Genomic DNA, 22,890 nt, shown 5'->3' on the forward strand with positions numbered 1-22,890 from the left:
ACCTGACAAAAAGAAAAAACCGTTTGTTCTATCGGCGGATTTCCGCTAAAATTGCACCGCAACATTCCCTATCTTTTCATCCACACAGCGAGATTGTTGCAATGCTTAGGATCATTAAAGAAGCCCTTACCTTTGACGACGTGTTATTGGTACCGGCGCACTCTTCCGTGCTACCCCATACTGCGGATTTACGCACAAAATTAACCAACACAATCACGCTGAATATTCCTATGGTTTCCGCCTCTATGGACACCGTAACGGAAGCGCGCTTAGCCATTGCTTTAGCGCAAGAAGGCGGCATTGGTTTTATTCATAAGAATATGACCATTGAAGAACAAGCTGCCAACGTGCGCAAAGTCAAAAAATACGAAAGTGGCGTGGTCTCTGATCCTGTTACGGCCTCGGCCGAAATGACGGTGCGTGATGTGCAAGCACTGGCCCAGCAACATGGTTTCTCTGGCTTTCCGGTATTAGACAAGCAAGGCGATCTGGTGGGTATTGTTACCGGCCGCGATATGAGCTTTGAGGCTAACCTGCAAGCTAAAGTTACCGAAGTGATGACGCCACGCGAAAAGCTGGTCACTGTGAATGAAAACGCACCGCGTGAAGATGCCTTAAAGCTGATGCACAAACATCGTATTGAAAAAGTCTTAGTCGTGGATGATAGCTTTAAATTAAAAGGCCTGATCACCGTTCGCGATTATTACAAAGCGGCCAGCAAGCCTAATGCGTGTAAAGACGAGTTAGGTCGTTTACGCGTCGGTGCTGCGGTGGGCGTAGGCCCGGGCACCGATGAGCGCATTGCTGCCTTAGTAGAGGCCGGTGTCGATATTCTGCTGATTGATACTTCGCATGGTCACTCGCAAGGCGTGATTGACCGCGTGAAACAAACCCGCGCTCAGTACCCTGATTTACAAATTGTTGCCGGTAACGTAGCAACAGCCGAAGGCGCCAAAGCACTGGCTGAAGCCGGTGCCAATGCGGTAAAAGTGGGCATTGGTCCAGGTTCTATTTGTACCACCCGTATTGTGACAGGTTGTGGTGTACCACAAATTACCGCCATCTCTGATGCCGTTGAAGGCGTTAAAGGTACTGACGTGTGCATTATTGCTGATGGTGGTATCCGTTTCTCTGGTGATGTAGCCAAAGCCTTAGTGGCTGGCGCGCACTGTGTGATGGTTGGTTCTATGTTTGCCGGTACTGAAGAAGCGCCGGGTGAAGTAGAGTTATATCAGGGCCGTTACTATAAGTCTTACCGTGGTATGGGCTCGTTAGGTGCTATGGCACAGCGTAATGGTTCATCAGATCGTTATTTCCAGGGCAGCAACAATGCGGAAAAACTGGTACCTGAAGGTATCGAAGGCCGTGTGGCGTATAAAGGCCCGATTGAAAATATTATCCATCAGCAAATGGGCGGTTTACGCTCAGCCATGGGCTTAACCGGTTCTGCAGATATCGAAACCTTAAGAACCAAGCCGCAGTTTGTTAAAGTGACAGCAGCAGGCATGGGCGAGTCGCATGTGCACGATGTGCAAATTACCAAAGAAGCACCCAACTATCGGTTAGGTTAACCGCTTTCGGCTTTCAGGGCTGGCTTATGGCCAGCCCGCTTACTTTGTAAAGGTTAGTATGAACAAAAATATCCATCATCATCGTATTTTAATCCTCGACTTTGGTTCGCAATACACCCAGCTTATCGCCCGCCGCGTGCGCGAAATTGGTGTTTACTGTGAGCTTTGGGCTTGGGATGTGACCGAAGCGCAAATTCGTGAATTTAATCCAACCGGTATTATTCTCTCTGGCGGCCCAGAAAGCGTACATGAAGCTAATTCCCCACGTGCGCCACAGTATGTATTTGAAGCCGGTGTGCCGGTATTAGGCATTTGCTATGGTATGCAAACCATGGCCGAGCAGCTGGGCGGTAAGGTGCAAGGCTCGGATATGCGCGAGTTTGGTTATGCGCAAGTCGAAGTTATTGCACCAAATGATCTGTTTGCCAAAATTGAAGATCATATTGGTAGTAACGGTAATGGCTTGTTAGACGTCTGGATGAGCCATGGCGATAAAGTAGTGCAAATTCCTGAAGGTTTCATTACGTGCGCCAGCACGCCAACCTGCCCACATGCCGGCATGGTAGATGAAGTACGCCAATTCTACGGCGTGCAGTTCCATCCTGAAGTGACGCACACTCGCCAAGGCCTGCGGATGCTTGAGCATTTTGTGGTGGATATCTGTGGCTGTGACAAGCTATGGACGCCAGCTTCAATTATTGAAGATGCGGTAATTCGCTTAAAACAGCAAATTGGTGATGATCAGGTTATTTTAGGTTTATCAGGTGGGGTTGATAGCTCTGTGGTGGCCATGTTGCTGCACCGCGCTATTGGTAAAAACCTGACTTGCGTCTTTGTGGATAATGGCCTGCTGCGTTTAAACGAAGGCAAGCAAGTGATGGATATGTTTGGCGATCACTTTGGTCTTAATATCATCAAGATTGATGCTGAGCAACGTTTCCTCGATGCTTTAGCCGGCGAAAATGAGCCAGAAGCTAAGCGCAAAATTATTGGCCGGGTCTTTGTCGAGGTGTTCGACGAAGAATCGCAAAAACTGGAAAATGCCAAGTGGTTAGCTCAAGGTACCATTTATCCGGATGTGATCGAGTCAGCTGGCTCGGCCACCGGTAAAGCCCATGTGATTAAATCGCACCATAACGTGGGCGGCTTGCCAGCGCATATGAAGCTGGGTTTAGTTGAACCACTGCGTGAGCTGTTTAAAGACGAAGTACGCAAAGTTGGCCTTGAGTTAGGTCTGCCGTACGATATGCTGTTCCGTCATCCGTTCCCAGGTCCAGGCTTAGGTGTACGGGTACTGGGCGAAATCAAAAAAGAGTACTGCGATATTCTGCGCCGTGCCGATGCCATCTTTATTGAAGAACTGCATAAAGCCGATTTATACAATAAAGTCAGCCAAGCTTTTGCCGTATTCCTGCCCGTAAAATCGGTGGGTGTGATGGGCGATGCCCGCAAATACGACTGGGTAGTATCACTGCGCGCGGTAGAAACTGTTGATTTTATGACGGCCCATTGGGCGCACTTGCCATATGAGTTATTGGGTAAGGTGTCGAATCGGATTATTAATGAAATTAATGGTATTTCACGAGTGGTGTACGATATTAGCGGCAAGCCGCCAGCCACCATCGAATGGGAATAGTTTTGGCGTTGTCTTTGTCACTGTAGCGGCATTGTCTTCGCCGCTCACCCCGGTCACATACTATTTGTATGCTCCCGGGGCTGAGCGACTCGACGGCTTTGCTACAGCGACAAATCCTTAGCCAAAACACGAGTCAATAAGGTGTTTTATTTGCCGCTTACCCCAGTCACATACTACCCGTATGCTCCTGGGGCTGAACAGCTCGACGGCTTTGTCAGCCTGCCGATGATTTAGGATAAGGCGTTGTCTTTGTCACTGTAGCGGCATTGTCTTCGCCGCTCACCCCGGTCACATACTATTTGTATGCTCCCGGGGCTGAGCGACTCGACGGCTTTGCTACAGCAACAAATCCTTAGCCAAAACCCGAGTCAATAAGGTGTTTTATTTGCCGCTTACCCCAGTCACATACTACCCGTATGCTCCTGGGGCTGAACAGCTCGACGGCTTTGTCAGCCTGCCGATGATTTAGGATAATGTTTAGTTTTAGTCAAAATGGCAGTTAAGAATAAGGCGTTGTCTTTGTCACTGTAGCGGTATTGTCTTCGCCGCTCACCCCGGTCACATACTATTTATGCTCCCGGGGCTGAGCGACTCGACGGCTTTGCTACAGCGACAAATCCTTAGCCAAAACTCGAGTCAATAAGGTGTTTTATTTGCCGCTTACCCGAGTCAAATACTATTAGTATGTGACCCTATTTTTCCAGCCAGTTTACTACTCTCAAGCCTGCTACACGTGCAAACTCGCGGGTATTGTTGGTAACCAATGTTAAGCCTTCACTTCTGGCATGGCCTGCGATATGCAGATCATTAACGCCTATCGGTGTTCCGGCTTTTTCTAATTCCGCGCGAATATCACCATAGTGTTGTGCTGCTTTTTCGCTATAGGGTAATACCACTAATCTGGAGCAAAAATCTTCTACTGCTTGCCGGTTTTGTTCTGGCTTTGCGCTTTTTTCGACACCATGGCACAGCTCAGCATAAGTAATACTGCTAATACAGAGCAAACCTGCATACTGGTTAAAGGTTTCTAGCACTTCCAAGGGGCGACGTTTAATCACGTAGATACAAATATTGGTATCGAGCAGGTATTTCAGCATTAAAAAGCTTCTCGCTCTGCTTGTTCTTGTGTTGCGCGCTCAGGCATAAAGTCTTCTGTCACGGCAGGCCCTTGTAAGAAAAAAGAATCCCAGCTATGGCTAACAGGCGTGAGGATGCGATCTTTTCCTACAACGCGCACTGTGACTTTTTTTACATCGTCCGGAAAGCGCGCATCAACCGGCAAGCGTACCGCTTGCGTATTGTTATTTTTAAAAACAGTACCTGTATCCATAATACGCTCCTAAAGTTTACGAGTATAATAATTATAAACCCTAATAGTAGATACTCAAGGTATCTACCAGCATTGGTGTTTGATAATCCTAAATACCTTATATGGATAACCTGTTTCAATGAGCAATAAACCCACATTAACGTTGCTAAAACATTACCCTGAGCATATTCCAGAAATAGCCAAGTGGCATTTTCAAGAATGGGGTGAGCTCTTTCCAGAGAAAAGCGAGGCTGATTTTGCCAGCGATTTAGCCGCAACATTAAATGACGGCACTGTGCCTTTGAGTTGGGTGCTAATGTTAGATGAGCAGGTGGTGGGGACTGCCTCTATTTTATTAGACGATATGCAAACCAATCGGGACTTGTCACCCTGGCTGGCGAATATTTATCTGGCACCTGCGGCGCGCGGTAAAGGTTTAGGCAAATGGTTAGTGCAACAGGTAATGTTGCAGGCACAACAGCTGGGTTTAACCAAACTGTATTTATTTACGGAAGATAAACCCGAGTTCTATCAGCAGTTCGGGTGGCAGCCATTAAAACAGGAACGCTACGAAGGCACCTTAGTGACTATTATGTACTGGCATAACTAGCCAGTACCGTTACCCCGCATAACTTGCTAATAAACGTAAACGTTGCTGTTCTAAAGCATGAAGCGGGCGGAGATCACAGTCAAAAGGTGCATTAGCGTTTAGCAACTTGCCAATTGGGTTGTAGAGCCAATTCAAGCTATTTTGCTGCGGCTTCTCATGCTGTCGAGTGCAACTAAGAATACGACTGGCAAGTTCATTCAGTGTGGCTTGTTGTTGCCATAGAGGCTTAATTAGCTGTTCTATTAATTTTGCTGCAATACTAGCGTTTTCCGTCATCTCATTTAAGCTTGCAGCAGGTTCAGACACGCTTTTTATATTTACCCATTCGCCAGCATACACATGCTCTAGGCTGTGTGTTTCGGTAGCGAATGGCGTCTGCCAACTGTTACGTGTCAACACGTGTTGCTGCTCTGGTGTCAAACGGCGTAATAAACCTTCTACAAATTGCAAATGTGTAGTTAAGGCTGAATGCGTAACTGCGTGACTTAGCAACGATCTGTTGTTGGCTAGGGCGTTACGCCAAAATAGGTAATCGTGTTGCAATAGCGTTTGAGCCATATTTACATCGCCTTGCTGGGTAAGAAGCCAAACCTTTGCCAGATATAAGCGATGTGCATAATGTAATACGCTGTAAGAAGGGGCGGTTGTAGTGCTTAGCGGTAAGTCTTCTTGCCAGTGGCTAAACCTTAACAGCGTATCATAAAACGCCAATATGGCCTGCTCTTGCTCAAGTAAAGTGGCAAGCTCAGATTGCTGTGTAACTAAGGTGTCATGGCAAGTGTCTTCACGACAGGGTGAAAATAGGTGTGTTAATAGCGCGCTATGCGTTGCCGTTAACTGGTGACTCTGTTGTAGTAGGTATTGATAGCCATTCAGCTCTGGAGCCGTGTGCGGTTGGTTTTCTATCAGGCCTTGTAACATCAAGGCCTCTGGTGAAGCGGCCTCGTCCTGCCAATTAATCGCAAGCAATACCAGATAACCACTTATTAGCACCGAAATTATGCCCACACATAACCATAAAACGAAGGTAATCAATTTTGCTAGCATAGTGGCCGTATCCTTATGATCATGGCGTAATGTCGCTACAAAGTTGATATTAAGTGACTAAATTGTTTTGATCAAGGCTAAATGTATTTTAGGTTAGCGCCATAGCTTAGCTCTAACACTTAAGGTATGAGCTATACCACTAAACACTTTAACGCGTGCCGCGAGACGCTATTATGTTTGAAACACCGGTTCCAATAATCGAAACGTGCCAGCAGCAGCGTCCATTTCGACATTCGCACCCACCGGTACAATAAACTGTTTCGGAATATGACCAATCATGGCACCACGGTAGGCGGGGATGCCCAATGGCTTAATAAAATCAGTGAAAATCTCATCCAGCGTTAAACTGCCCCAGCCACTACCGGGGTTACAGCGATTGCAATCGCCAAAAATAAAGCCGTTAATTTTATCCAGTGCTCCCATCAGTTTTAACGTACTCATCATACGATCAATTCGATAGGGTTGCTCTTCAATATCTTCTAAAAATAAGATTTTATCTTGAAAATCAGGTAGGTATGGCGTTCCAGCTAAAGCGGTTAATACCGTAAGATTACCACCAATCAACTGACCTTGGGCTTTACCTGAGGTGATGACACGCGTGCGGTTTTCTCGCACCACCAATTCGCCTTTAGGATCGTGCTCATTTTGGTAGGTCAGTAATTCGCGTTGAAAAAAGACCCGCTCAAACTGATCAACATTAAAGGCATTCCAACTGCCAATACCATTAGGGCCATGAAAACTGATCAACCCGGCTTTGGCCAACAACGCGTTGTGTAGCGCGGTAATATCGGAGTAGCCCAATAGCGGTTTTGGATTACGGCGGATCATGGCGTAATCAAGTAGCGGTAAAATGCGAGCTGCACCTGAGCCACCACGAGCACAGATAATGGCACTTACCTCAGGATCGGCAAACATAGCATTTAAATCGGCAGCACGATCTTCGTCTCGTCCTGCTAAATGCCCTCGACGCTCCTGATAAAAGCGGCCACTCTTCACGTTAAAGCCTAATGCGCGTAAAACTTCTTTAGCAATGACGAGATCTTCTTGATCGGCAACGGCAGCTGAAGACGCAATTAAGCCAACGGTGTCACCTTTGTTGAGCGCTCTGGGCAATATACGTGTGGGCAAAGGTGTTGCTGGGGCAGCTGCTGCGGTTACACTGCAACCGACTAAGGGCAACACACTTAGCGCTAAGGCACTGTGTTTTATAAATTGACGTTTGTTCACAGGCAACTCCTCAAACTGTTCTCAGTAACGCACCGATTAAGCAGTAATAAATTATTCCTATTGATAGCATGATTTTGGAATAATTGCAGCAGCTATACGTCAAAAACCAGCAACGCATCCCATCGAGATGATGATCAGTCAAATAGAAAAGGAGAAAAACGTCCTATAAAAAAGCCGCAGTATTGGCTGCGGCTTCGAGGATGAGCATAGAAGAAAAGCTTATTTCTTGGTTTTTTTAGCCAATTTTTTAGCCGCCAACTTACCGGGTTTTTTCACTTTTTTCGTGACTTTGGCTTCTTTGTTTTTTGGGCGTAAGCCGTCAACTACCCGGCGTTTTAACGGTTGTTCAGTGTAGCGTTCAATTTTTCCCACAACCGCCATATCGTGTGCTTCTACCAGTGAAATAGCCGTGCCCTTTTTGCCCGCGCGGCCAGTGCGGCCGATCCGGTGAACATAGACATCGGCGGTGCGTGGCAAGTCGTAGTTAATCACATGGCTAATATCATCAATATCCAGACCTCGGGCGGCCACATCGGTGGCAACCAGAATACGGACCTGATTATTAGTGAAACGTGCTAACGCTAATAAGCGTTTGTCTTGTGGCATTTCTCCTTGTAACCAGCAGCTGCGAATGCCGGCTGTTTCCAACTGGCCGGTCAAGGTCGCTAAACGTTCACGGGTTTTTACAAACACGATGGCTTTGGTTACGTCGGGTTGTTTTAATAAGTGAATCAATAGTGCCAGCTTATGGTTAGCATCATCGGCCAGATGGCACCATTGTAAAATTTTGGCTTTTTCTTTGCGCGATGGCTGCGCTTCTACCCGCTCAGGTTCTTTTAAAACATTGCTGGCAAAACGCTCAAGTGAAGCGCCTTCCAATGTAGCAGACAGCAGCAACGTCTGGCGACGGCGCTTGGCTTCCAGCACAATACGGTTCATCTCACCGACAAAACCCATATCTAACATGCGATCGGCTTCGTCAAGAATAAGCAATTCAACTTCGTCAGCTTGAAAACTTTCTTCGTCTAAATATTCAATTAATCGCCCAGGAGTGGCAACCAAAATGTCGTTATTTTTTTCTAAGGTATCTTTATGGCTACCATAGTTAATACCGCCGGTAATTAAACCAACATTTAAGGTGGTGAACTGGCTAAATTGTCTGAACTCGTCGTATACCTGATACGCGAGTTCGCGAGTCGGTGTCATCACCAGTACACGGGCAAACCCAGGATCGCGCCGCGGGAAATCGAGTAAATATTGAATAGCCGGTAATACAAATGCCAGTGTTTTACCGGTACCGGTTGGCGCACTGGCCAACAAATCGCGACCCTCTAAGGCAATAGGAATCGCCAATTGTTGGATCTGGGTCGGCTGATCAAAACCTGCCAAATCCAGCGCCCGATTTAGGGCGTCATCCAGTTGAAACTCGGTAAAAGACATCTGTGGTACCTCAACGTTATGCGTTTACCTTATGACATTATAAGCAACTGCGGGTAAACTGGCAGTGGAGGGCTTATGTCAGCAGGTTTTCAATGTAAACAATTCTATATTGCGCATCAGTCTTGTGCGATGAAAGTCGGCACTGATGCACTGTTATTAGGTGCTTGGGCGCAATTACCCACTTGCGGCGCTGTGTTAGATATTGGCGCAGGCAGTGGTATTATTAGTTTGATGCTGGCGCAGCGCAGTCAGGGCGCTTTAGCCATCAGCGCGGTTGAGCTGGATGACGCCGCAGCAACGCAAGCAACGGACAATGTCCGGCACAGTCCCTGGCCGCAGGCCATTACTGTAATAAAGGGCGATATTCTAACCTATCAGACAGCACAACGTTATGCTTTAATTGTTTCAAACCCACCTTTTTTTCAAGATGCACTTGTCAGCCCAGATCGAAAACGACAACAAGCGCGACATACGCAATCCCTGCCGTTTCCCGCCTTGCTCAGTAAAGCTTCCAGTGTATTAGCAGATGATGGGCAGTTTTGTCTGATATTACCGGCGGCTAGCCAAGCAGTTTTTATGCAAGCCGCGCAGGCCGCAGGCTGGTATTGTCGGCAATTATGTGCCATCCGCAGTAAGGCAGAAAAGCCGGTTAGCCGTTATTTACAAAGGTGGGGAAGAGGGGATCTCGTAGCAAAGCGGTGTGACCCAATACAACACGATTCGCTGATAATACACGATGCTGGCGGCGGGTATTCAGCCGCCTATCGTGCATTATTGCGTGATTTTTATTTAGCCTTTTAACCTGCAGTATTTTCGGTGCGCAAAAACTGGGCTAACACGGCCTGATGTTGCTGTGCCCATGCGCTGATCGCTCGATCATCACCTGTTACCACTTCGTCGATAAACGCCGTGGATAATGCTTGCGTGGCGGCTTTAATCACCTGTTGTTGCGCTGTCGGTTCGGCATTACGGCGCCAACCCGAAAAAATATTGTGGCTGCCGGCGCTAAATACAGCCAGTATTTTATAGTGGCTGGCCATCGCTTCGTATAAATCAAAGCGATCTTGTGGGGCAGAGTAAAAGCCAGGAACCCGAATTTCGTCTTCAGTGGTGGTGATGTGCAAGGTGGGCAGATGAATATCAGACAACACGCTCACTAAGGATTGGCTGTTATAAAAGGGCGGTGCGGAGATTAAAATCGCCGCCTTAATACGCGGATCCTTTAAACTCACCGTCGAACCATTCTGTTCAACTTGGGCGCCGCTCAATAGCATTGCGGTATTGGCGCCATACGAATGACCCGCCATAATAATGTGCTCGTGATTAATGTCTGTAGCATAGTCAGACGCTAGAAACTGGTCCAACGCAAAAGTCACATCTTGCACTCTGGCTAACGCTTCGCTGGCATCAGCGGCATCCATTAAGCGAAACGGTAATAACAAGCGACTGCCGCGCCAAACTTGGCGATCACTGCCAACATGCTGTAAATGCAAGCTGGCATAGCCTTGACTGGCCCAATATTGACCAAGGTAGGCGTAACGCTCTTTTGACCCCCCTAAACCATGCGAAAAAACGATTAATGCTTTGGCTTTTTGACGTCCTACAGGTTTAAACAAGAGTGCCGGTACTTGGCGGTCGCGGCGGGTATCGAGCCAATTAAAATCGATCTCGGTAACCCGTTGCGATAAGCGCTGCGTGACCTGTTCGGCATAAACAACTGAGGGTAACTGTAATTGCTGTTGCCAAAGGGTATGATCGGGCGCGGGTTTTTGTGCACAGCCGATAAACACAAACAATAAAAAAAGGCTAGAGAGGCCGGCGCAAAAGGGTTTTTGTCTTAATACACGAGACAATTTGCGTGAAAAGCTTAATCTGTTTAAGGAAAAAAAAGCAAACATAGTAGAGGAGTTAACCTTCGCCATTGATAGTAATAAGCAATACGCTGGAAAGGCAATAAAGGTTTGCTTCGTTCGCAAGAACGCCATCGCTAAGCAACTAAATCGCTAAGCGATTATTTTGGGGCACGATACCGGCATTATACGTCGGCACACTCCAACAAAATTTGCTCAATCCATTGTGCTAACCGAGCATCGGTTTGTTCATATTGGTTTTCGTCGTCCAGTGCTAAGCCATAAAACCACTCACCATCTGGAGTTAAAGCTTTAGAAGCAATAAAGTCGTAACCTGTGTTGGGCCAAAACCCCACGCGTTTTACGTTTTGTTGTGCAATTTCGTGGTGTAACATGCCAAGCGCATCCTGAAACCACTCGGCATAGCCAATTTGATCACCCATACCATAGAGCGCAATAATTTTACCGCTTAAATCCACTTGATTGATTTCAGGCCAGTGCGCTTCCCAATCTTCCTGAATTTCGCCAAAATCCCACGTAGACAGCCCTAAAATCAGCATATCGTAGTGCGCCATAGCGTCCAGAGGCGTATCTTTTAAGTTATGTAATGCCACCAATTCAGGCCCAATCAGTGCCTGAATTTTCTCTGCGACCATTTCGGTATAACAGGTGGTTGAACCGTAAAATAAGCCAATTTTCATTAAACACTGCACCTTAAGTATTGCATCTTAAACACTGCATCTTATTCACTTTGTCAGTATTTTATACCCAAATACCCTAAAGATGCGAGCTTAGCGGTCTTAACTGCGAACGGCTATTAGGGGCGAGCTTGGATTTGGATACAGTGAGGTGCAAAACACGGTTGAAGTCTGTTACTCGCCCAGTAAATCCGTTACTATAAGGCTATCCAGATTTTAAAAGCTTGCTATGAGCATTATACCTTCGAGTGCGTCTTCGATGGTGCTACCTGACAGCACCTTAGCACACATACAACAGTTCTTAGATCAGCTCTACTTAGAGCAAGACGCCAGTCCGCACACGTTAAGTGCTTATGGCACTGATCTAAAACATTTTGCCCAGTATTTGTTATCAAAACAGTTATCGTTATTGGCCGTCAGTGCCAATGATATCAATGGCTATTTAGCCGAGCGTATAGATAAAGGCTTTAATCCACGGAGTACCTCGCGCTTATTAAGCAGTTTGCGCCGATTTTATCGCTATTGGCATCAGCAAGGGGCGGTGGCCGCAAATCCGGTTGAACACTTGCTTAACCCGAAAATAGGCTCTAGTTTGCCTAAAACCCTGTCTGAAGCCGATGTAGATGCATTACTCTCAGCGCCTGACTTAACCGATACGATTCAATTTCGTGATAAAGCGATGCTAGAACTGCTGTATGCCACGGGATTACGAGTAACTGAATTGGTAAGCCTAACCATGCAGCAGCTGTATATTAATCAAGGCGTAGTGCGGGTATTGGGGAAAGGCCGCAAAGAACGTCTAGTGCCCATGGGCGAAGAGGCGCAGTTTTGGTTAACGCGCTATTTGCGTGAAGTACGGCCAGCCTTATTGGGCAATGATCAGGATGTGGTGTTTCCCAGTAATCGCCAGCAAGAAATGACCCGGCAAACCTTCTGGCACCGTATTAAGTTTTATGCGAAAGTAGCGGGCATTCAGGCAACGTTGTCGCCACATACGGTAAGGCACGCCTTTGCCACGCATTTATTGAACCATGGCGCTGACTTACGCGTGGTACAACTGTTATTGGGGCACAGTGATTTATCCACGACGCAAATTTATACCCATGTTGCTCAGGCTCGGCTAAAGCAACTGCATCAACAGCATCATCCGCGCGGATAATGCAGATTAGGAACTCATATGAATAAAATTGTTAACACGGTAACCGCAAGTATTGTCGCCAGTACATTGTCTTTTATGGCGTTTGCCGATCAGGCAAAAATTACTGCAGCATTAGATCAGGTGGGATTGAAGGTACAACAAGTCAGCGCCTCTCCTATGACTGGGGTATCCCAAGTGGTGACGGATCGTGGACTCTTTTTTATGTCGGATGATGGCCGGTTTTTAATTGCGGGTAATGTACTGGATTTGCAAAATTGGCAGCAAGTGCGCGGTCAACAAGTGCCCACCAATTTAAAAGATCAATTAATGGCGCCCATTATTGTCGACAAGTTGGCTGAGCAAAAAGCCAGTATGATTGAATACAAAGCCCCTAACGAAAAATATGTGGTGCACGTATTTACTGATCCCAGCTGTGGTTATTGCCGCAAGCTACACTCAGAGATGAAAGACTATCTAAAAGCCGGTATCACCGTGCGTTATCTTGCTTACCCCCGTGCGGGTGTTAGCTCAGAGACGGGCTTACAAATGCAGCACATTTGGTGCGCTAAAAATCAACAAGGTGCCATGGATAACGCGAAAGACGATAAAAACGTTGCCAAAGCCATGTGTCAAAACCCGGTTGCCAACCATTATGAATTGGGGCAGTTTTTTGGGGTAACGGGTACGCCAGCGGTCATCATGCCAAACGGTCAGTTAGTGCCGGGATATATGCCGGTTGCCGCGATGTTGGAACAACTGAAAGCGGGTTAAGGAGTTATCGCGTTGTTGCTAAAACAGATTAATCGACGGCCATTACCACAGGGCGAAAGCGTGCTTGATCCCGCCTTGCATCCTATTTTACAGCGCCTCTACCTTAGCCGTGGTGTACGGAGTAATAACGAATTACAGCGCAATGCGGGCGCATTACTGCCTTTTAGTCAGCTAAAAGGTATGGTTAGCGCAACGGCTTTGCTGATCGATGCTCTGACACAGCAACAACGGATCGTTATTGTGGGTGACTTTGATGCGGATGGCGCAACCAGTACCGCCGTACTGATGAGTGGTTTAAAAGCCTTTGGTTTTAAGTACCTTGAATATATGGTCCCCAACCGCTTTGAGTATGGCTACGGCTTAACGCCCGAACTGGCTGAAATTGTGGTAGCGCAAGGCGCCGAATTGATTATCACCGTGGATAACGGCATTTCGGCAATCGAGGGCGTAGCCTTAGCGAAAAACGCCGGGGTAAAGGTATTGGTTACCGACCATCACTTACCAGGTGCCGAATTACCGGCAGCGGATGCTATTGTTAATCCTAATCAGCCGGGATGCGACTTTCCTAGTAAAGCACTGGCTGGTGTGGGTGTGGCCTTTTATCTGTTGCTGGCACTGCGAGCCGCGCTTCGCGATCAGGGCTATTTTCAGCAGCATAATCTACCCGAGCCTAATGTGGCGGAACTGCTGGATTTAGTGGCGCTTGGCACGGTTGCCGATGTGGTGCCACTGGATAGCAATAACCGCATTTTAGTGCATCAAGGTTTAATGCGGATTCGTGCTGGCAAATGCCGCCCCGGTATTCAGGCGCTAATTGATGTGGCTAATCGCGATGCGACTAAACTTACTGCCAGCGATTTTGGTTTTGCGCTGGGGCCGCGGTTAAATGCCGCTGGTCGCTTGGATGATATGGCATTGGGTATAAGCTGTTTGCTGGCGCCTAACCTAGGGTTAGCACGCCAATATGCGGCAGAGTTAGATGCCTTAAACGGCGAACGGCGTAGCATTGAACAAAGTATGCAAGTAGAAGCGCAAGCGTTTTTAAGCCAGTTATCCTTTGATGGCAGTAGCTTGCCAGAGTGCCTGTGTTTATATCGGGCTGATTGGCATCAAGGGGTTATTGGTATTTTAGCCGGGCGTATTAAAGAGCAGTTTCATCGGCCCACTATTGCCTTCGCGCAGGGCGACAATGGTGAGCTAAAAGGCTCTGCGCGTTCAATCCCTGGCCTGCATATGCGTGATTTATTGGAAGAAATTGCTAGCCAATACCCAGGCTTAATTAAAAAGTTTGGTGGCCATGCTATGGCCGCTGGCTTGACCATCGCGGAAGAAAAACTGGAAACCTTTAAAGTCGCCTTGGGGTTTACCGCCAAAAAATACCTGACTGCTGAGCAGCTCCAAGCCATTATTTTTAGCGATGGCGAGCTGGATCACAGTTGTTTTGAGCTGGATTTCGCACAATTGCTGCAAAATGCCGGTCCATGGGGGCAAGCCTTTCCTGAGCCGGTATTTGATGGTGAATTTAAACTCCTCAACCAAAAGATGCTGGCAGATCGTCATTTAAAGCTGATGTTACAAGGGCCAGGCGGTAAGCTGGTCGACGCCATCTGGTTTAATGCTGACAACAAAGCGTGGCCCAATGTGAATGTACAGCGTGTAAGGTTGGCGTATCAGTTAGATATTAACGAATATCGCGAGCAACAGAGCTTGCAATTAATTGTTAGGCATATGGAAGCGCTGACCTAAGACCCACCGCAAAAACAACGACCAAACGTCAACGCGCCCTAATGTACTTAAAGAGGGTAAAACGTGGTCGCAGCAGCACTTTTGCGGCTTGTTGCATCTCGATAAGATGCAAATTTCTGCGCAATAACTGCCCTTAGTGGCAGTTTTTTTGTTATAATCCGCGCCAATTTTTTGTGTCGCATTACAGGTCAGCCACAGCATGTTTGAAGTAAATCCGGTTTATAACAGTATTAAAGATCTGACTGAACGCACTAATGTGCTTCGGGGGTATCTTTGACTATGATGGCAAAAAAGAGCGTTTAGAAGAGGTTTCTCGCGAACTAGAAGACTCGGCCATCTGGAATACCCCGGATAAAGCACAAGCCCTTGGTAAAGAACGCTCAGCGTTAGAGCAAGTGGTGGGCACTATCGACAAGCTGGATCAAGGTTTAGAAGACGTATCGGGTTTGCTTGAACTGGCGATTGAAGCCGAAGACCAAGACACCTTTGAAGAAGCTAAAACCGAGCTGGCCGATCTTGAAAAGCAATTAGCATTGCTAGAATTTCGCCGTATGTTCTCGGGTAAAAATGATCAAAACCATTGTTATTTGGATATTCAATCTGGCTCGGGCGGTACCGAAGCGCAGGATTGGGCCAGTATCCTGATGCGCATGTATCTGCGTTGGGGTGAAGATAAAGGCTTTAAGCCAGAGCTGTATGAAGTCACCGACGGTGATGTGGCGGGCATTAAAGGCTGTACCATCAAATTTACCGGCGAATACGCTTATGGCTGGCTTCGTACTGAAACTGGTGTGCACCGTTTAGTGCGCAAAAGCCCATTTGACTCGGGTAACCGCCGCCATACCTCTTTTGCCTCGGTGTTTGTGTCGCCAGAAATTGACGATGATATCGAAATCGAAATTAACCCGGCCGATTTGCGTATCGATACCTATCGCGCTTCAGGTGCCGGTGGTCAGCACGTAAACCGGACAGATTCTGCGGTACGGATCACCCACTTACCGACCAATATTGTGGTGCAGTGTCAAAACGATCGCTCGCAACATAAAAACCGCGATAACGCCTATAAGCAACTGCGGGCCAAACTGTATGAGTTTGAGCTGCAAAAGCAAAATGCCGAGAAACAAGCATTGGAAGATACCAAGTCGGATATCGGTTGGGGCAGTCAAATTCGTTCTTATGTGTTAGATGACTCGCGCATTAAAGATTTACGTACCGGTATCGAAACCCGTAATACCCAGTCGGTGCTAGACGGCGATCTGGATAAATTTATCGAAGCCAGCTTAAAAGCCGGCCTGTAATTTTAAACTTAATTAAATACTCACTCAGGAATCAAAAAATGTCTGAACAGCATACTCAACATGAAGAAATTCAGGATGTTAACAAACTGATTGCTGAGCGAAAACAGAAGCTAGCGGCTATCCGTGAACAAGGTATTGCCTTTCCAAACGATTTTCGTCGCGAGCATATTTCTGATGAAATTCATGCCAAGTATGATGCCCTGAGCAAAGAAGAGCTGGAAGCGACTAAGATTGAAGTTAGCCTGGGCGGCCGTATTATGACGCGCCGTATTATGGGTAAAGCCAGTTTTTGTACACTGCAAGATATGGGCGGCAAGTTTCAGGTGTATGTGGCGCGCGACAGCCTGCCAGAAGGCCTATATAACGACCAGTTTAAAAAGTGGGATTTGGGTGATATCGTTGGTGTAAAAGGCCATTTATTTAAAACCCAAACTGGTGAGTTAACGGTATGGGCTAGTGAAATTCGTTTATTAACCAAAGCGCTACGCCCACTGCCAGATAAATTCCACGGCTTAACCGATAACGAAGCGCGTTACCGCCAGCGTTATTTAGATCTGATCTCCAACGATCAATCACGCAAAACCTTTTTAGTGCGTAGCAAAACGGTGGCTTATATCCGTCGTTTCTTTAACGATCACGGCTTTTTAGAAGTAGAAACCCCGATGCTGCAAGCGATCCCAGGTGGTGCCTCAGCACGGCCGTTTGAAACACACCACAATGCATTGGATATGCAAATGTTCCTGCGTATTGCGCCCGAGCTGTATTTAAAGCGCTTAGTGGTCGGTGGGTTTGAAAAGGTATTTGAGTTAAATCGTAACTTCCGTAACGAAGGCGTTTCAACCCGCCATAACCCAGAATTTACTATGCTGGAGTTCTACTGGGCCTATGCCGACTATAACGATTTAATGGATTTAACTGAAAAGTTATTCCGTGGTTTAGCGTTGGATGTACTGGGCAGCACGGAAGTGCCGTATCAGGGCGAAGTGTTTGATTTTGGTAAGCCGTTTGCGCGGATGTCGGTGACTGAATCAATTCTGCACTATAACCCTGAGCTAACGATCGAGCAATTGAATACCCGTGAAGCGGTGGCGGCACTGGCTAAGTCTTTAGGGATTGAAGTAAAAGCTAACTATGGACATGGCCGTATTTTAATGGAAGTGTTTGACGAGCTGGTCGAAACCAAGCTGCGTCACCCAACGTTTATTACTGAATATCCAGCCGAAGTTTCACCACTGGCCCGTCGTAACGACGATAACCCAGAGATCACCGACCGCTTTGAGTTCTTTATCGGTGGTCGTGAGCTGGGTAATGGCTTTAGCGAGCTAAACGATGCTGAAGATCAGGCTGAGCGTTTTCGCGAGCAAGTCGCGCAAAAAGATGCGGGTGATGACGAAGCCATGTTCTACGACGAAGACTTTGTTACCGCACTGGAGCACGGTTTACCACCAACTGCTGGCCAAGGCATTGGTATCGATCGCTTAGTCATGCTGTTAGCCGATGCCGCTTCAATTCGCGATGTGATCTTGTTCCCGCATATGCGTTTACATAACGAAAAGTAATCGCTAATCTGTTTAAAAAGCCGGGCTTGGTGTATGCACTAAGCTCGGCTTTTTATTAAGCGGATTAAAACGCCTGCGTTATAAGTAAAATCCTCTCATACTGACGCAATAATTCAGCGCTACTTGCTACTTGTTACTCATTAATTGTCACTCTGACCAGACCGCATATTCATTGCCAAGAATTCCTATTATGGTTTTACTGATAACAGCATATGGTATAGGTTAAAGCTACTTTATCATGCAATTTATGCAGCTTTTTAATCTATTGCGGCTAATGGGCTGTATTGATACCAAGCTGCTTTATAAAAGCAACCGGATCGTGTCATTGCAAAAATAATTAGTCTAAAAATAATCCTCATTCAAGGAGTGCCGCATGCCCCGTTTAACTGCCGCCGATTTTAGTCCTGAACTGTTAGAGCTCTACGATTTTTACGTACATGGTAAGTTGAGTCGCCGTGATTTTCTGGAACGGGCAGCCAAGTATGCTGTAGGCGGGATGACGGCTATTGCGGTGTTATCGGCGCTCAGCCCAAACTATGCGTTGGCACAGCAAATTTCCTTTAACGATCCTGAGATAGTGGCCACCTATATCCGTTATCCTTCGCCCAATGGCCATGGCGAAGTACGAGGGTATTTAGTGCATCCTGCTAAGTTAGATAAGCCAGTGGGTGGCGTGGTGGTGGTGCATGAAAACCGTGGCCTAAATCCTTATATTGAAGATGTGGCGCGGCGGGTTGCAAAAGCGGGTTATGTGGCGTTGGCACCAGATGGTTTAAGCTCGGTAGGCGGATATCCGGGGAATGACGAAGAAGGTCGGGCGTTACAGCGGCAAGTGGATCCACAAAAGCTGATGAATGACTTTTTTGCTGCAATCGAATTTCTAAAAGCCAGTGAGCTTACTACCGATAAAATTGGCATAACCGGTTTTTGTTATGGCGGCGGTGTGTCGAATGCGGCAGCCATTGCCTATCCAGAATTAGCGTGTGCGGTGCCTTTTTATGGCCGACAAGCTGATCCTGCCGCCGTTGCCCCCATTAACGCGCCCTTGTTGTATCATTTCGCCGAAACGGATCCTAATGTTAATGCGACCTGGCCCGCCTTTGAAGCAGCACTAAAAGCGGCCAATAAAACCTATGAAGCGCATTTTTATCCTGGTACTTCTCATGGTTTTCATAACGATTCCACGCCACGCTACGATGAAGCAGCAGCAAAGCTTGCTTGGCAGCGGACTTTGGATTGGTTTGGCCAATATCTGAATACATAGTTCAGCAGCGCACCAATACTGCGGTATGCTGGCTGTACCGCAGTGTGATCTTAATTATCCAGAAAAGCCTTAACCCAAATAGCGATGCCGCTGCTCTAGTATGCTAACCCCGCTGAAGCCTTTCCTGCGATATTCACCCATCCACTCACTCACTCACTCACTCACAAAGCTAATCTGGCTGGTAACCGCAGAGAATTTAGCTGCAGCCTGCTGATTTTTCTCTATACTACGGGTTAATTGCCTGAAGTCGGGGGCGTGGCGGGTCACTGTCGTAGCCAGATCGTTACTAAACTAACAAGCGGGTAGTAAGATTAGTGGCAAGTGTAATCGAGAGATTTTTTTATGTATATCAACAGTACTCGGCTTCGTGAACTTAGAGCTGCTCGTCAATGGTCGCAGGAACAATTAGCAAACCTGAGTGGTTTAAATTTACGCACTATTCAACGCCTTGAATCGGGTGCCAAAATTTCTACAGAATCGTTGCGGGCGTTGGCTGCAGTATTTGAAGTTCCGGCAGACACTTTGCTTATTGCTGAAATCACACCCAGTCAGCAAGCGGTTTTTGCGATAAAAACAGAGACGCTCCGAGGCCTAGAGTTTTCTGGCGTTACTAAACGTTCAGATTTCTGGTGGTTTGTTCTGGCGATGATGATGCTTTTGGCGCTGGCATCTATTATTGCCGAAGCGCTGGGGCCACTGCCACTTCAGTTAGTCTCACTCCTTGTATTATTGCCTTGGATTGCGGCCTGCACTCGCCGATTACGAGATGCGGGCCTAAATCCGTGGTGGCAGTTAATCAGTTTCGCGCCGGTTGGCGGGATTTTAGTGCTGTTATATTTTTTAACCTATCCAACAAAAACCATTGAGGCAACTGTCGAGAATGCCGAAAAAACCGATCATTAAATGTAGTTAGCTAAAACACCACCTTACTCAATCTTATAAGTTGGTAATGTTGATAAACCATGTTTGACGCTAACGGATAGTTGTTTTTAAAGTAATGCCAATATATGAGTGATTGTTTTGTTGATGGTGAACACGTTAGATTTTCATGCTGTTAAAAATATGGTTATTGTTTTACCAAGCTGCACGCCATCATGGTGCTTTTATCAGTTTCAGTGTTCCTGTAGCGGTTATTCAAGTCACCAAATAGGCGGGGCGTTTAGGCTGGGAAATCAGAAACTTCCCAGCCAAAAGCATCAAAAGGCGTAGCTTACGCCAATTTTGTAAATTGCAATGTCACTCTCTTTTGCATAAGAGGCGACACCGTGGAAACGGTTGGTGAATTTAATTCGCGCATCAACACCAATTAAGGTTGTTGCATCAACTTCACTGCCGCCGCCATCAAGGTGTTCAGCAAAAATACCGCCTTCAAATCGACCAAAACTATGTTTTAAGCCTACTTTCAGTAAGTAGCCATCATTACTGTCTGATTCAGAGTAGGGTATGCCTTGAAATTCGAGATTTTCGTTGTACTTTTCCCGGACATAACCCAGCTGACCATATAAGTCGGTTGAGGGGGCAATACCATGACGATAACCGATCGATAATCTGAATTGATCGATATTAATGTCATAAGCTAAACCTGTCTCTATGCCTGAATCGTCAACGGAGCTCCATTGGCCTGTTACAAACGCATTCTCGCTAATCAGCTTTGATGCCTCAATGACAAAACCATTTAAGGTTAGGTCGACTTCATCATATGTTACACCGGTATAACCAACATCTACGAAATCATAGGTGTTTTTGACATCAGCGCTTGCTAAACCACAGATGCTGAGCAACAACGTTGCTAAGATTGTTTTTTTCATCCTTTATGTTCTCCCTTTAAATACCTCAGCACCATGCCAAGGTTGCACAGTCATTTCGCACATTCTTAATTCCAAGCCACAAAACAAGTGGCAACGCATTATATGCACAATTAATAATGAAACAAATAAGTTTTATTTGTTAAAAAATAAAAACATAAGAACGTAGTTTGCGGGCTGATGGACAAGGCTGGCGCGTTTTGGTCGAGGCGCTAGCCGCGGTAAGCTCTTTGATGTTGCACAGCATTTTAGCGTCTATTTAAATAATGTCTTCAAGCTATGGCTCGTCCGGGATAAAGATAGATTCCGTTTATGTTAAGTGATTTATTATCAAGAGCTTATTTCGAGGCTTAGGTTGGGTGTCCGTTATATTTTTGGAAAGTACACCAAAATCCACAATAAAAATGGAATGAGATTATTGCCGATTTGAGCTCACGTTAGCGATATAAAATTGGCCTGTTTACTAAGTTGCAGTTGAGAAAAAATATAACACAGCTAACTAGTTTTTTGATGGGTTATTGATGGTTGATGGTTGTCGATGAGAATAGACAAGAACCCAGTAAGATGTCGAACTTCACTCCAATTTACCGCCAAGAACACTGACTGCTTACCACCAGTTGCTCAACAAACCTGTAAGTGCAATTTCAGTTTACAGTAAAAAGCACATATTGCCCTTGCACCAAAATTTCCACACGAATGTTAGCTCTACCGCAAATGCGGACATACTGTTAGGTTTCCTAAGCCTTAATGAAGTGGCTGTTTAAATAGCCTGCCTAATGGAATTTTAGGAATAGCGGCTGGGTCAATTAGGCTTTCGGTTTTAATGATCGCGTCATTTCTGAGAAGTCTCTGTAATAACTGATAACAAGGAGGATGGAATTCATCCTAAATTTCTGATTTTAAACGTTTATATACGATTTAGAGATGAGATGTTACTAAGACTTCTTAGTAATATCGTAAATTAAAAGTGAATTAAGTGCTTAACTGGCTACTCAAGTCATTTATTTTCTGTAAACTTATAGGCATGAATTAATTTTGCCTTTAGGATGTTACTGAGAGGTTTAGATAATAACTGTTACAACTCAAAAAGGGTTCACTCATGAGATCAGTTTTATTAGCATTATCGTTGGTTCTTTCTTTACAAGTTTATGCTAATCCGGTACCAGAATTTCCGTTCGTTATTGTTACGGAAAAGTTGGAGCAAGAAGTAAAGCCAGACTTGGCTAAAGTACGTTTCAGTATCCTTGCGTATGATGAATCGTCTGATAAAGCAATGGAGCAATTAACCAAGTATTCTGCTCAAATGTTAGAAATTATAAAGAGTAACGAAATCCCTATTTCCAACCTAGAGTCTACGCAGGTCGATAAAAGCACCAAGCGCGCTAGGAAGGATGGTGCATATAACTTAGACATCTTGGGGTATGAAGTTCAACAGGGATTTAGTTTACGAGTGGTCGATCTCACAAAATACCCAAGACCCATGAATCAACTGATTAGATTAGATGGCGTTCAAAATATTGCTGCACTCTTTGAAACGACGAAAGAGGATGAATACAAAGAAAAAATGGTTGTGGATCTTAGCCTTAAAGCAAGGAAAAAAGCAGACGCTCTTGCTACAGCTCAGTCAAGGAAGGTAAAAAGTGTTTATGGCATTACCACAGAAGAAAATTTCGGCCAAGCATATGCTACTTTCTCTTTGGAGTACCGCCCTCAGTCGTATGCTTTTGCTATGGATTCTGGTTCCGATGGAATGGAATTGATAATGGCTGTCCCTGAGTTTATCAAGGTTGGCCAACGAATAACCGCCATTTATGAATTGAAGTAGTTATCGGACCAAAATTTGTAACAAAGCCATCATTTTGACCGCCTTTTGCTGCGCTTCAGGCAAATTATGGCGGCGTTATGAAACTTTAATTACTAC

At 46.1% G+C, this 22,890-nt stretch carries 20 protein-coding genes; 12 read left to right on the top strand and 8 right to left on the bottom strand.

Annotated elements, in window-relative coordinates:
* Positions 1-101: 101 nt before the first annotated feature.
* Both guaB and guaA read left to right on the top strand, forming a co-directional pair.
* Positions 102-1,571, top strand: coding sequence for an IMP dehydrogenase (gene guaB / locus IE070_RS02980; protein WP_189480316.1), 1,470 nt, complete (start codon positions 102-104; stop codon positions 1,569-1,571).
* A 58-nt stretch (positions 1,572-1,629) separates the two neighbouring features.
* Positions 1,630-3,207, top strand: coding sequence for a glutamine-hydrolyzing GMP synthase (gene guaA / locus IE070_RS02985; protein ID WP_189480318.1), 1,578 nt, complete (start codon positions 1,630-1,632; stop codon positions 3,205-3,207).
* 692 nt (positions 3,208-3,899) lie between these two features.
* Here guaA and vapC read toward each other — a convergent pair.
* Entirely contained in the window at positions 3,900-4,304 is a 405-nt protein-coding gene (gene vapC / locus IE070_RS02990) for a type II toxin-antitoxin system tRNA(fMet)-specific endonuclease VapC (RefSeq protein ID WP_189480320.1), read from the bottom strand.
* Positions 4,304-4,537: a type II toxin-antitoxin system VapB family antitoxin gene (vapB, locus tag IE070_RS02995; protein ID WP_189480323.1), complete on the bottom strand. Its 234-nt coding sequence runs from the start codon at positions 4,535-4,537 to the stop codon at positions 4,304-4,306. The genes vapC and vapB overlap by 1 nt, the downstream gene beginning before the upstream one ends.
* 118 nt (positions 4,538-4,655) lie before the next feature.
* Between vapB and IE070_RS03000 the strand changes: the two genes are divergently transcribed.
* On the top strand, positions 4,656-5,126 hold the full coding sequence (locus IE070_RS03000) for a GNAT family N-acetyltransferase (RefSeq protein ID WP_189480325.1): 471 nt from the start codon (positions 4,656-4,658) through the stop codon (positions 5,124-5,126).
* Between the two features lie 9 nt (positions 5,127-5,135).
* On the opposite strand, the gene IE070_RS03005 is transcribed toward IE070_RS03000, so the two are convergent.
* The 3 genes from IE070_RS03005 to srmB all read right to left on the bottom strand — a co-directional run bounded on the left by IE070_RS03005 (position 5,136) and on the right by srmB (position 8,840).
* The gene (locus tag IE070_RS03005) at positions 5,136-6,173 is read right to left on the bottom strand and encodes a hypothetical protein (protein ID WP_189480327.1); all 1,038 of its coding nucleotides are present in this window, start codon (positions 6,171-6,173) and stop codon (positions 5,136-5,138) included.
* A gap of 171 nt (positions 6,174-6,344) precedes the next feature.
* Complete coding sequence (locus tag IE070_RS03010; protein ID WP_189480329.1) at positions 6,345-7,400, bottom strand: S66 peptidase family protein; 1,056 nt, start codon at positions 7,398-7,400, stop codon at positions 6,345-6,347.
* 219 nt (positions 7,401-7,619) lie between these two features.
* Positions 7,620-8,840, bottom strand: coding sequence for an ATP-dependent RNA helicase SrmB (gene srmB / locus IE070_RS03015; RefSeq protein ID WP_189480331.1), 1,221 nt, complete (start codon positions 8,838-8,840; stop codon positions 7,620-7,622).
* Positions 8,841-8,915: 75 nt separating this feature from the next.
* On the opposite strand from srmB, the gene IE070_RS03020 reads away from it, so the two are divergent.
* Positions 8,916-9,641 carry a tRNA1(Val) (adenine(37)-N6)-methyltransferase gene (locus tag IE070_RS03020; protein WP_189480333.1) on the top strand — a complete coding sequence of 242 codons (726 nt, stop codon included), beginning with the start codon at positions 8,916-8,918 and terminating at the stop codon, positions 9,639-9,641.
* Here the strand turns inward: IE070_RS03020 and IE070_RS03025 are convergent.
* Together IE070_RS03025 and fldB are read right to left on the bottom strand one after the other, a co-directional pair.
* The gene (locus IE070_RS03025) at positions 9,638-10,630 is read right to left on the bottom strand and encodes an alpha/beta hydrolase family protein (RefSeq protein WP_229796916.1); all 993 of its coding nucleotides are present in this window, start codon (positions 10,628-10,630) and stop codon (positions 9,638-9,640) included. The two genes, IE070_RS03020 and IE070_RS03025, sit on opposite strands and share 4 nt — an antisense overlap.
* Positions 10,631-10,875: 245 nt before the next feature.
* On the bottom strand, positions 10,876-11,391 hold the full coding sequence (fldB, locus tag IE070_RS03030) for a flavodoxin FldB (RefSeq protein WP_189480337.1): 516 nt from the start codon (positions 11,389-11,391) through the stop codon (positions 10,876-10,878).
* A 226-nt stretch (positions 11,392-11,617) separates the two neighbouring features.
* Between fldB and xerD the strand changes: the two genes are divergently transcribed.
* The 7 genes from xerD to IE070_RS03065 all read left to right on the top strand — a co-directional run bounded on the left by xerD (position 11,618) and on the right by IE070_RS03065 (position 20,067).
* Complete coding sequence (gene xerD, locus IE070_RS03035) at positions 11,618-12,547, top strand: site-specific tyrosine recombinase XerD (protein WP_189480339.1); 930 nt, start codon at positions 11,618-11,620, stop codon at positions 12,545-12,547.
* 18 nt (positions 12,548-12,565) lie between these two features.
* Complete coding sequence (dsbC, locus tag IE070_RS03040; RefSeq protein ID WP_189480341.1) at positions 12,566-13,297, top strand: bifunctional protein-disulfide isomerase/oxidoreductase DsbC; 732 nt, start codon at positions 12,566-12,568, stop codon at positions 13,295-13,297.
* A gap of 12 nt (positions 13,298-13,309) precedes the next feature.
* A complete protein-coding gene (gene recJ, locus IE070_RS03045; protein WP_189480343.1) occupies positions 13,310-15,043 on the top strand; it encodes a single-stranded-DNA-specific exonuclease RecJ in 1,734 nt (577 codons plus the stop codon).
* A gap of 199 nt (positions 15,044-15,242) precedes the next feature.
* Positions 15,243-16,341 (top strand): peptide chain release factor 2 gene (gene prfB, locus IE070_RS03050; RefSeq protein ID WP_189480345.1). Its coding sequence is split into 2 segments (ribosomal slippage): positions 15,243-15,317 and positions 15,319-16,341, totalling 1,098 coding nucleotides; the frame shifts between segments, so codons are not numbered across the junction.
* Between the two features lie 38 nt (positions 16,342-16,379).
* Positions 16,380-17,900: a lysine--tRNA ligase gene (gene lysS / locus IE070_RS03055; protein ID WP_189480348.1), complete on the top strand. Its 1,521-nt coding sequence runs from the start codon at positions 16,380-16,382 to the stop codon at positions 17,898-17,900.
* 373 nt (positions 17,901-18,273) lie between these two features.
* Positions 18,274-19,164: a YghX family hydrolase gene (yghX, locus tag IE070_RS03060; protein ID WP_189480350.1), complete on the top strand. Its 891-nt coding sequence runs from the start codon at positions 18,274-18,276 to the stop codon at positions 19,162-19,164.
* A 342-nt stretch (positions 19,165-19,506) separates the two neighbouring features.
* Entirely contained in the window at positions 19,507-20,067 is a 561-nt protein-coding gene (locus IE070_RS03065) for a DUF805 domain-containing protein (protein WP_189480352.1), read from the top strand.
* Between the two features lie 293 nt (positions 20,068-20,360).
* Here the strand turns inward: IE070_RS03065 and IE070_RS03070 are convergent, their stop codons facing one another.
* Positions 20,361-20,972 carry an outer membrane beta-barrel protein gene (locus tag IE070_RS03070; RefSeq protein WP_189480354.1) on the bottom strand — a complete coding sequence of 204 codons (612 nt, stop codon included), beginning with the start codon at positions 20,970-20,972 and terminating at the stop codon, positions 20,361-20,363.
* 1,096 nt (positions 20,973-22,068) lie between these two features.
* Between IE070_RS03070 and IE070_RS03075 the strand changes: the two genes are divergently transcribed.
* Positions 22,069-22,794, top strand: a complete 726-nt coding sequence (locus tag IE070_RS03075) for an SIMPL domain-containing protein (protein ID WP_189480356.1) — start codon at positions 22,069-22,071, stop codon at positions 22,792-22,794.
* Positions 22,795-22,890 lie beyond the last annotated feature (96 nt).

This window comes from Alishewanella tabrizica (assembly GCF_014652375.1).
Classification (GTDB): Bacteria; Pseudomonadota; Gammaproteobacteria; order Enterobacterales; family Alteromonadaceae; genus Alishewanella; species Alishewanella tabrizica.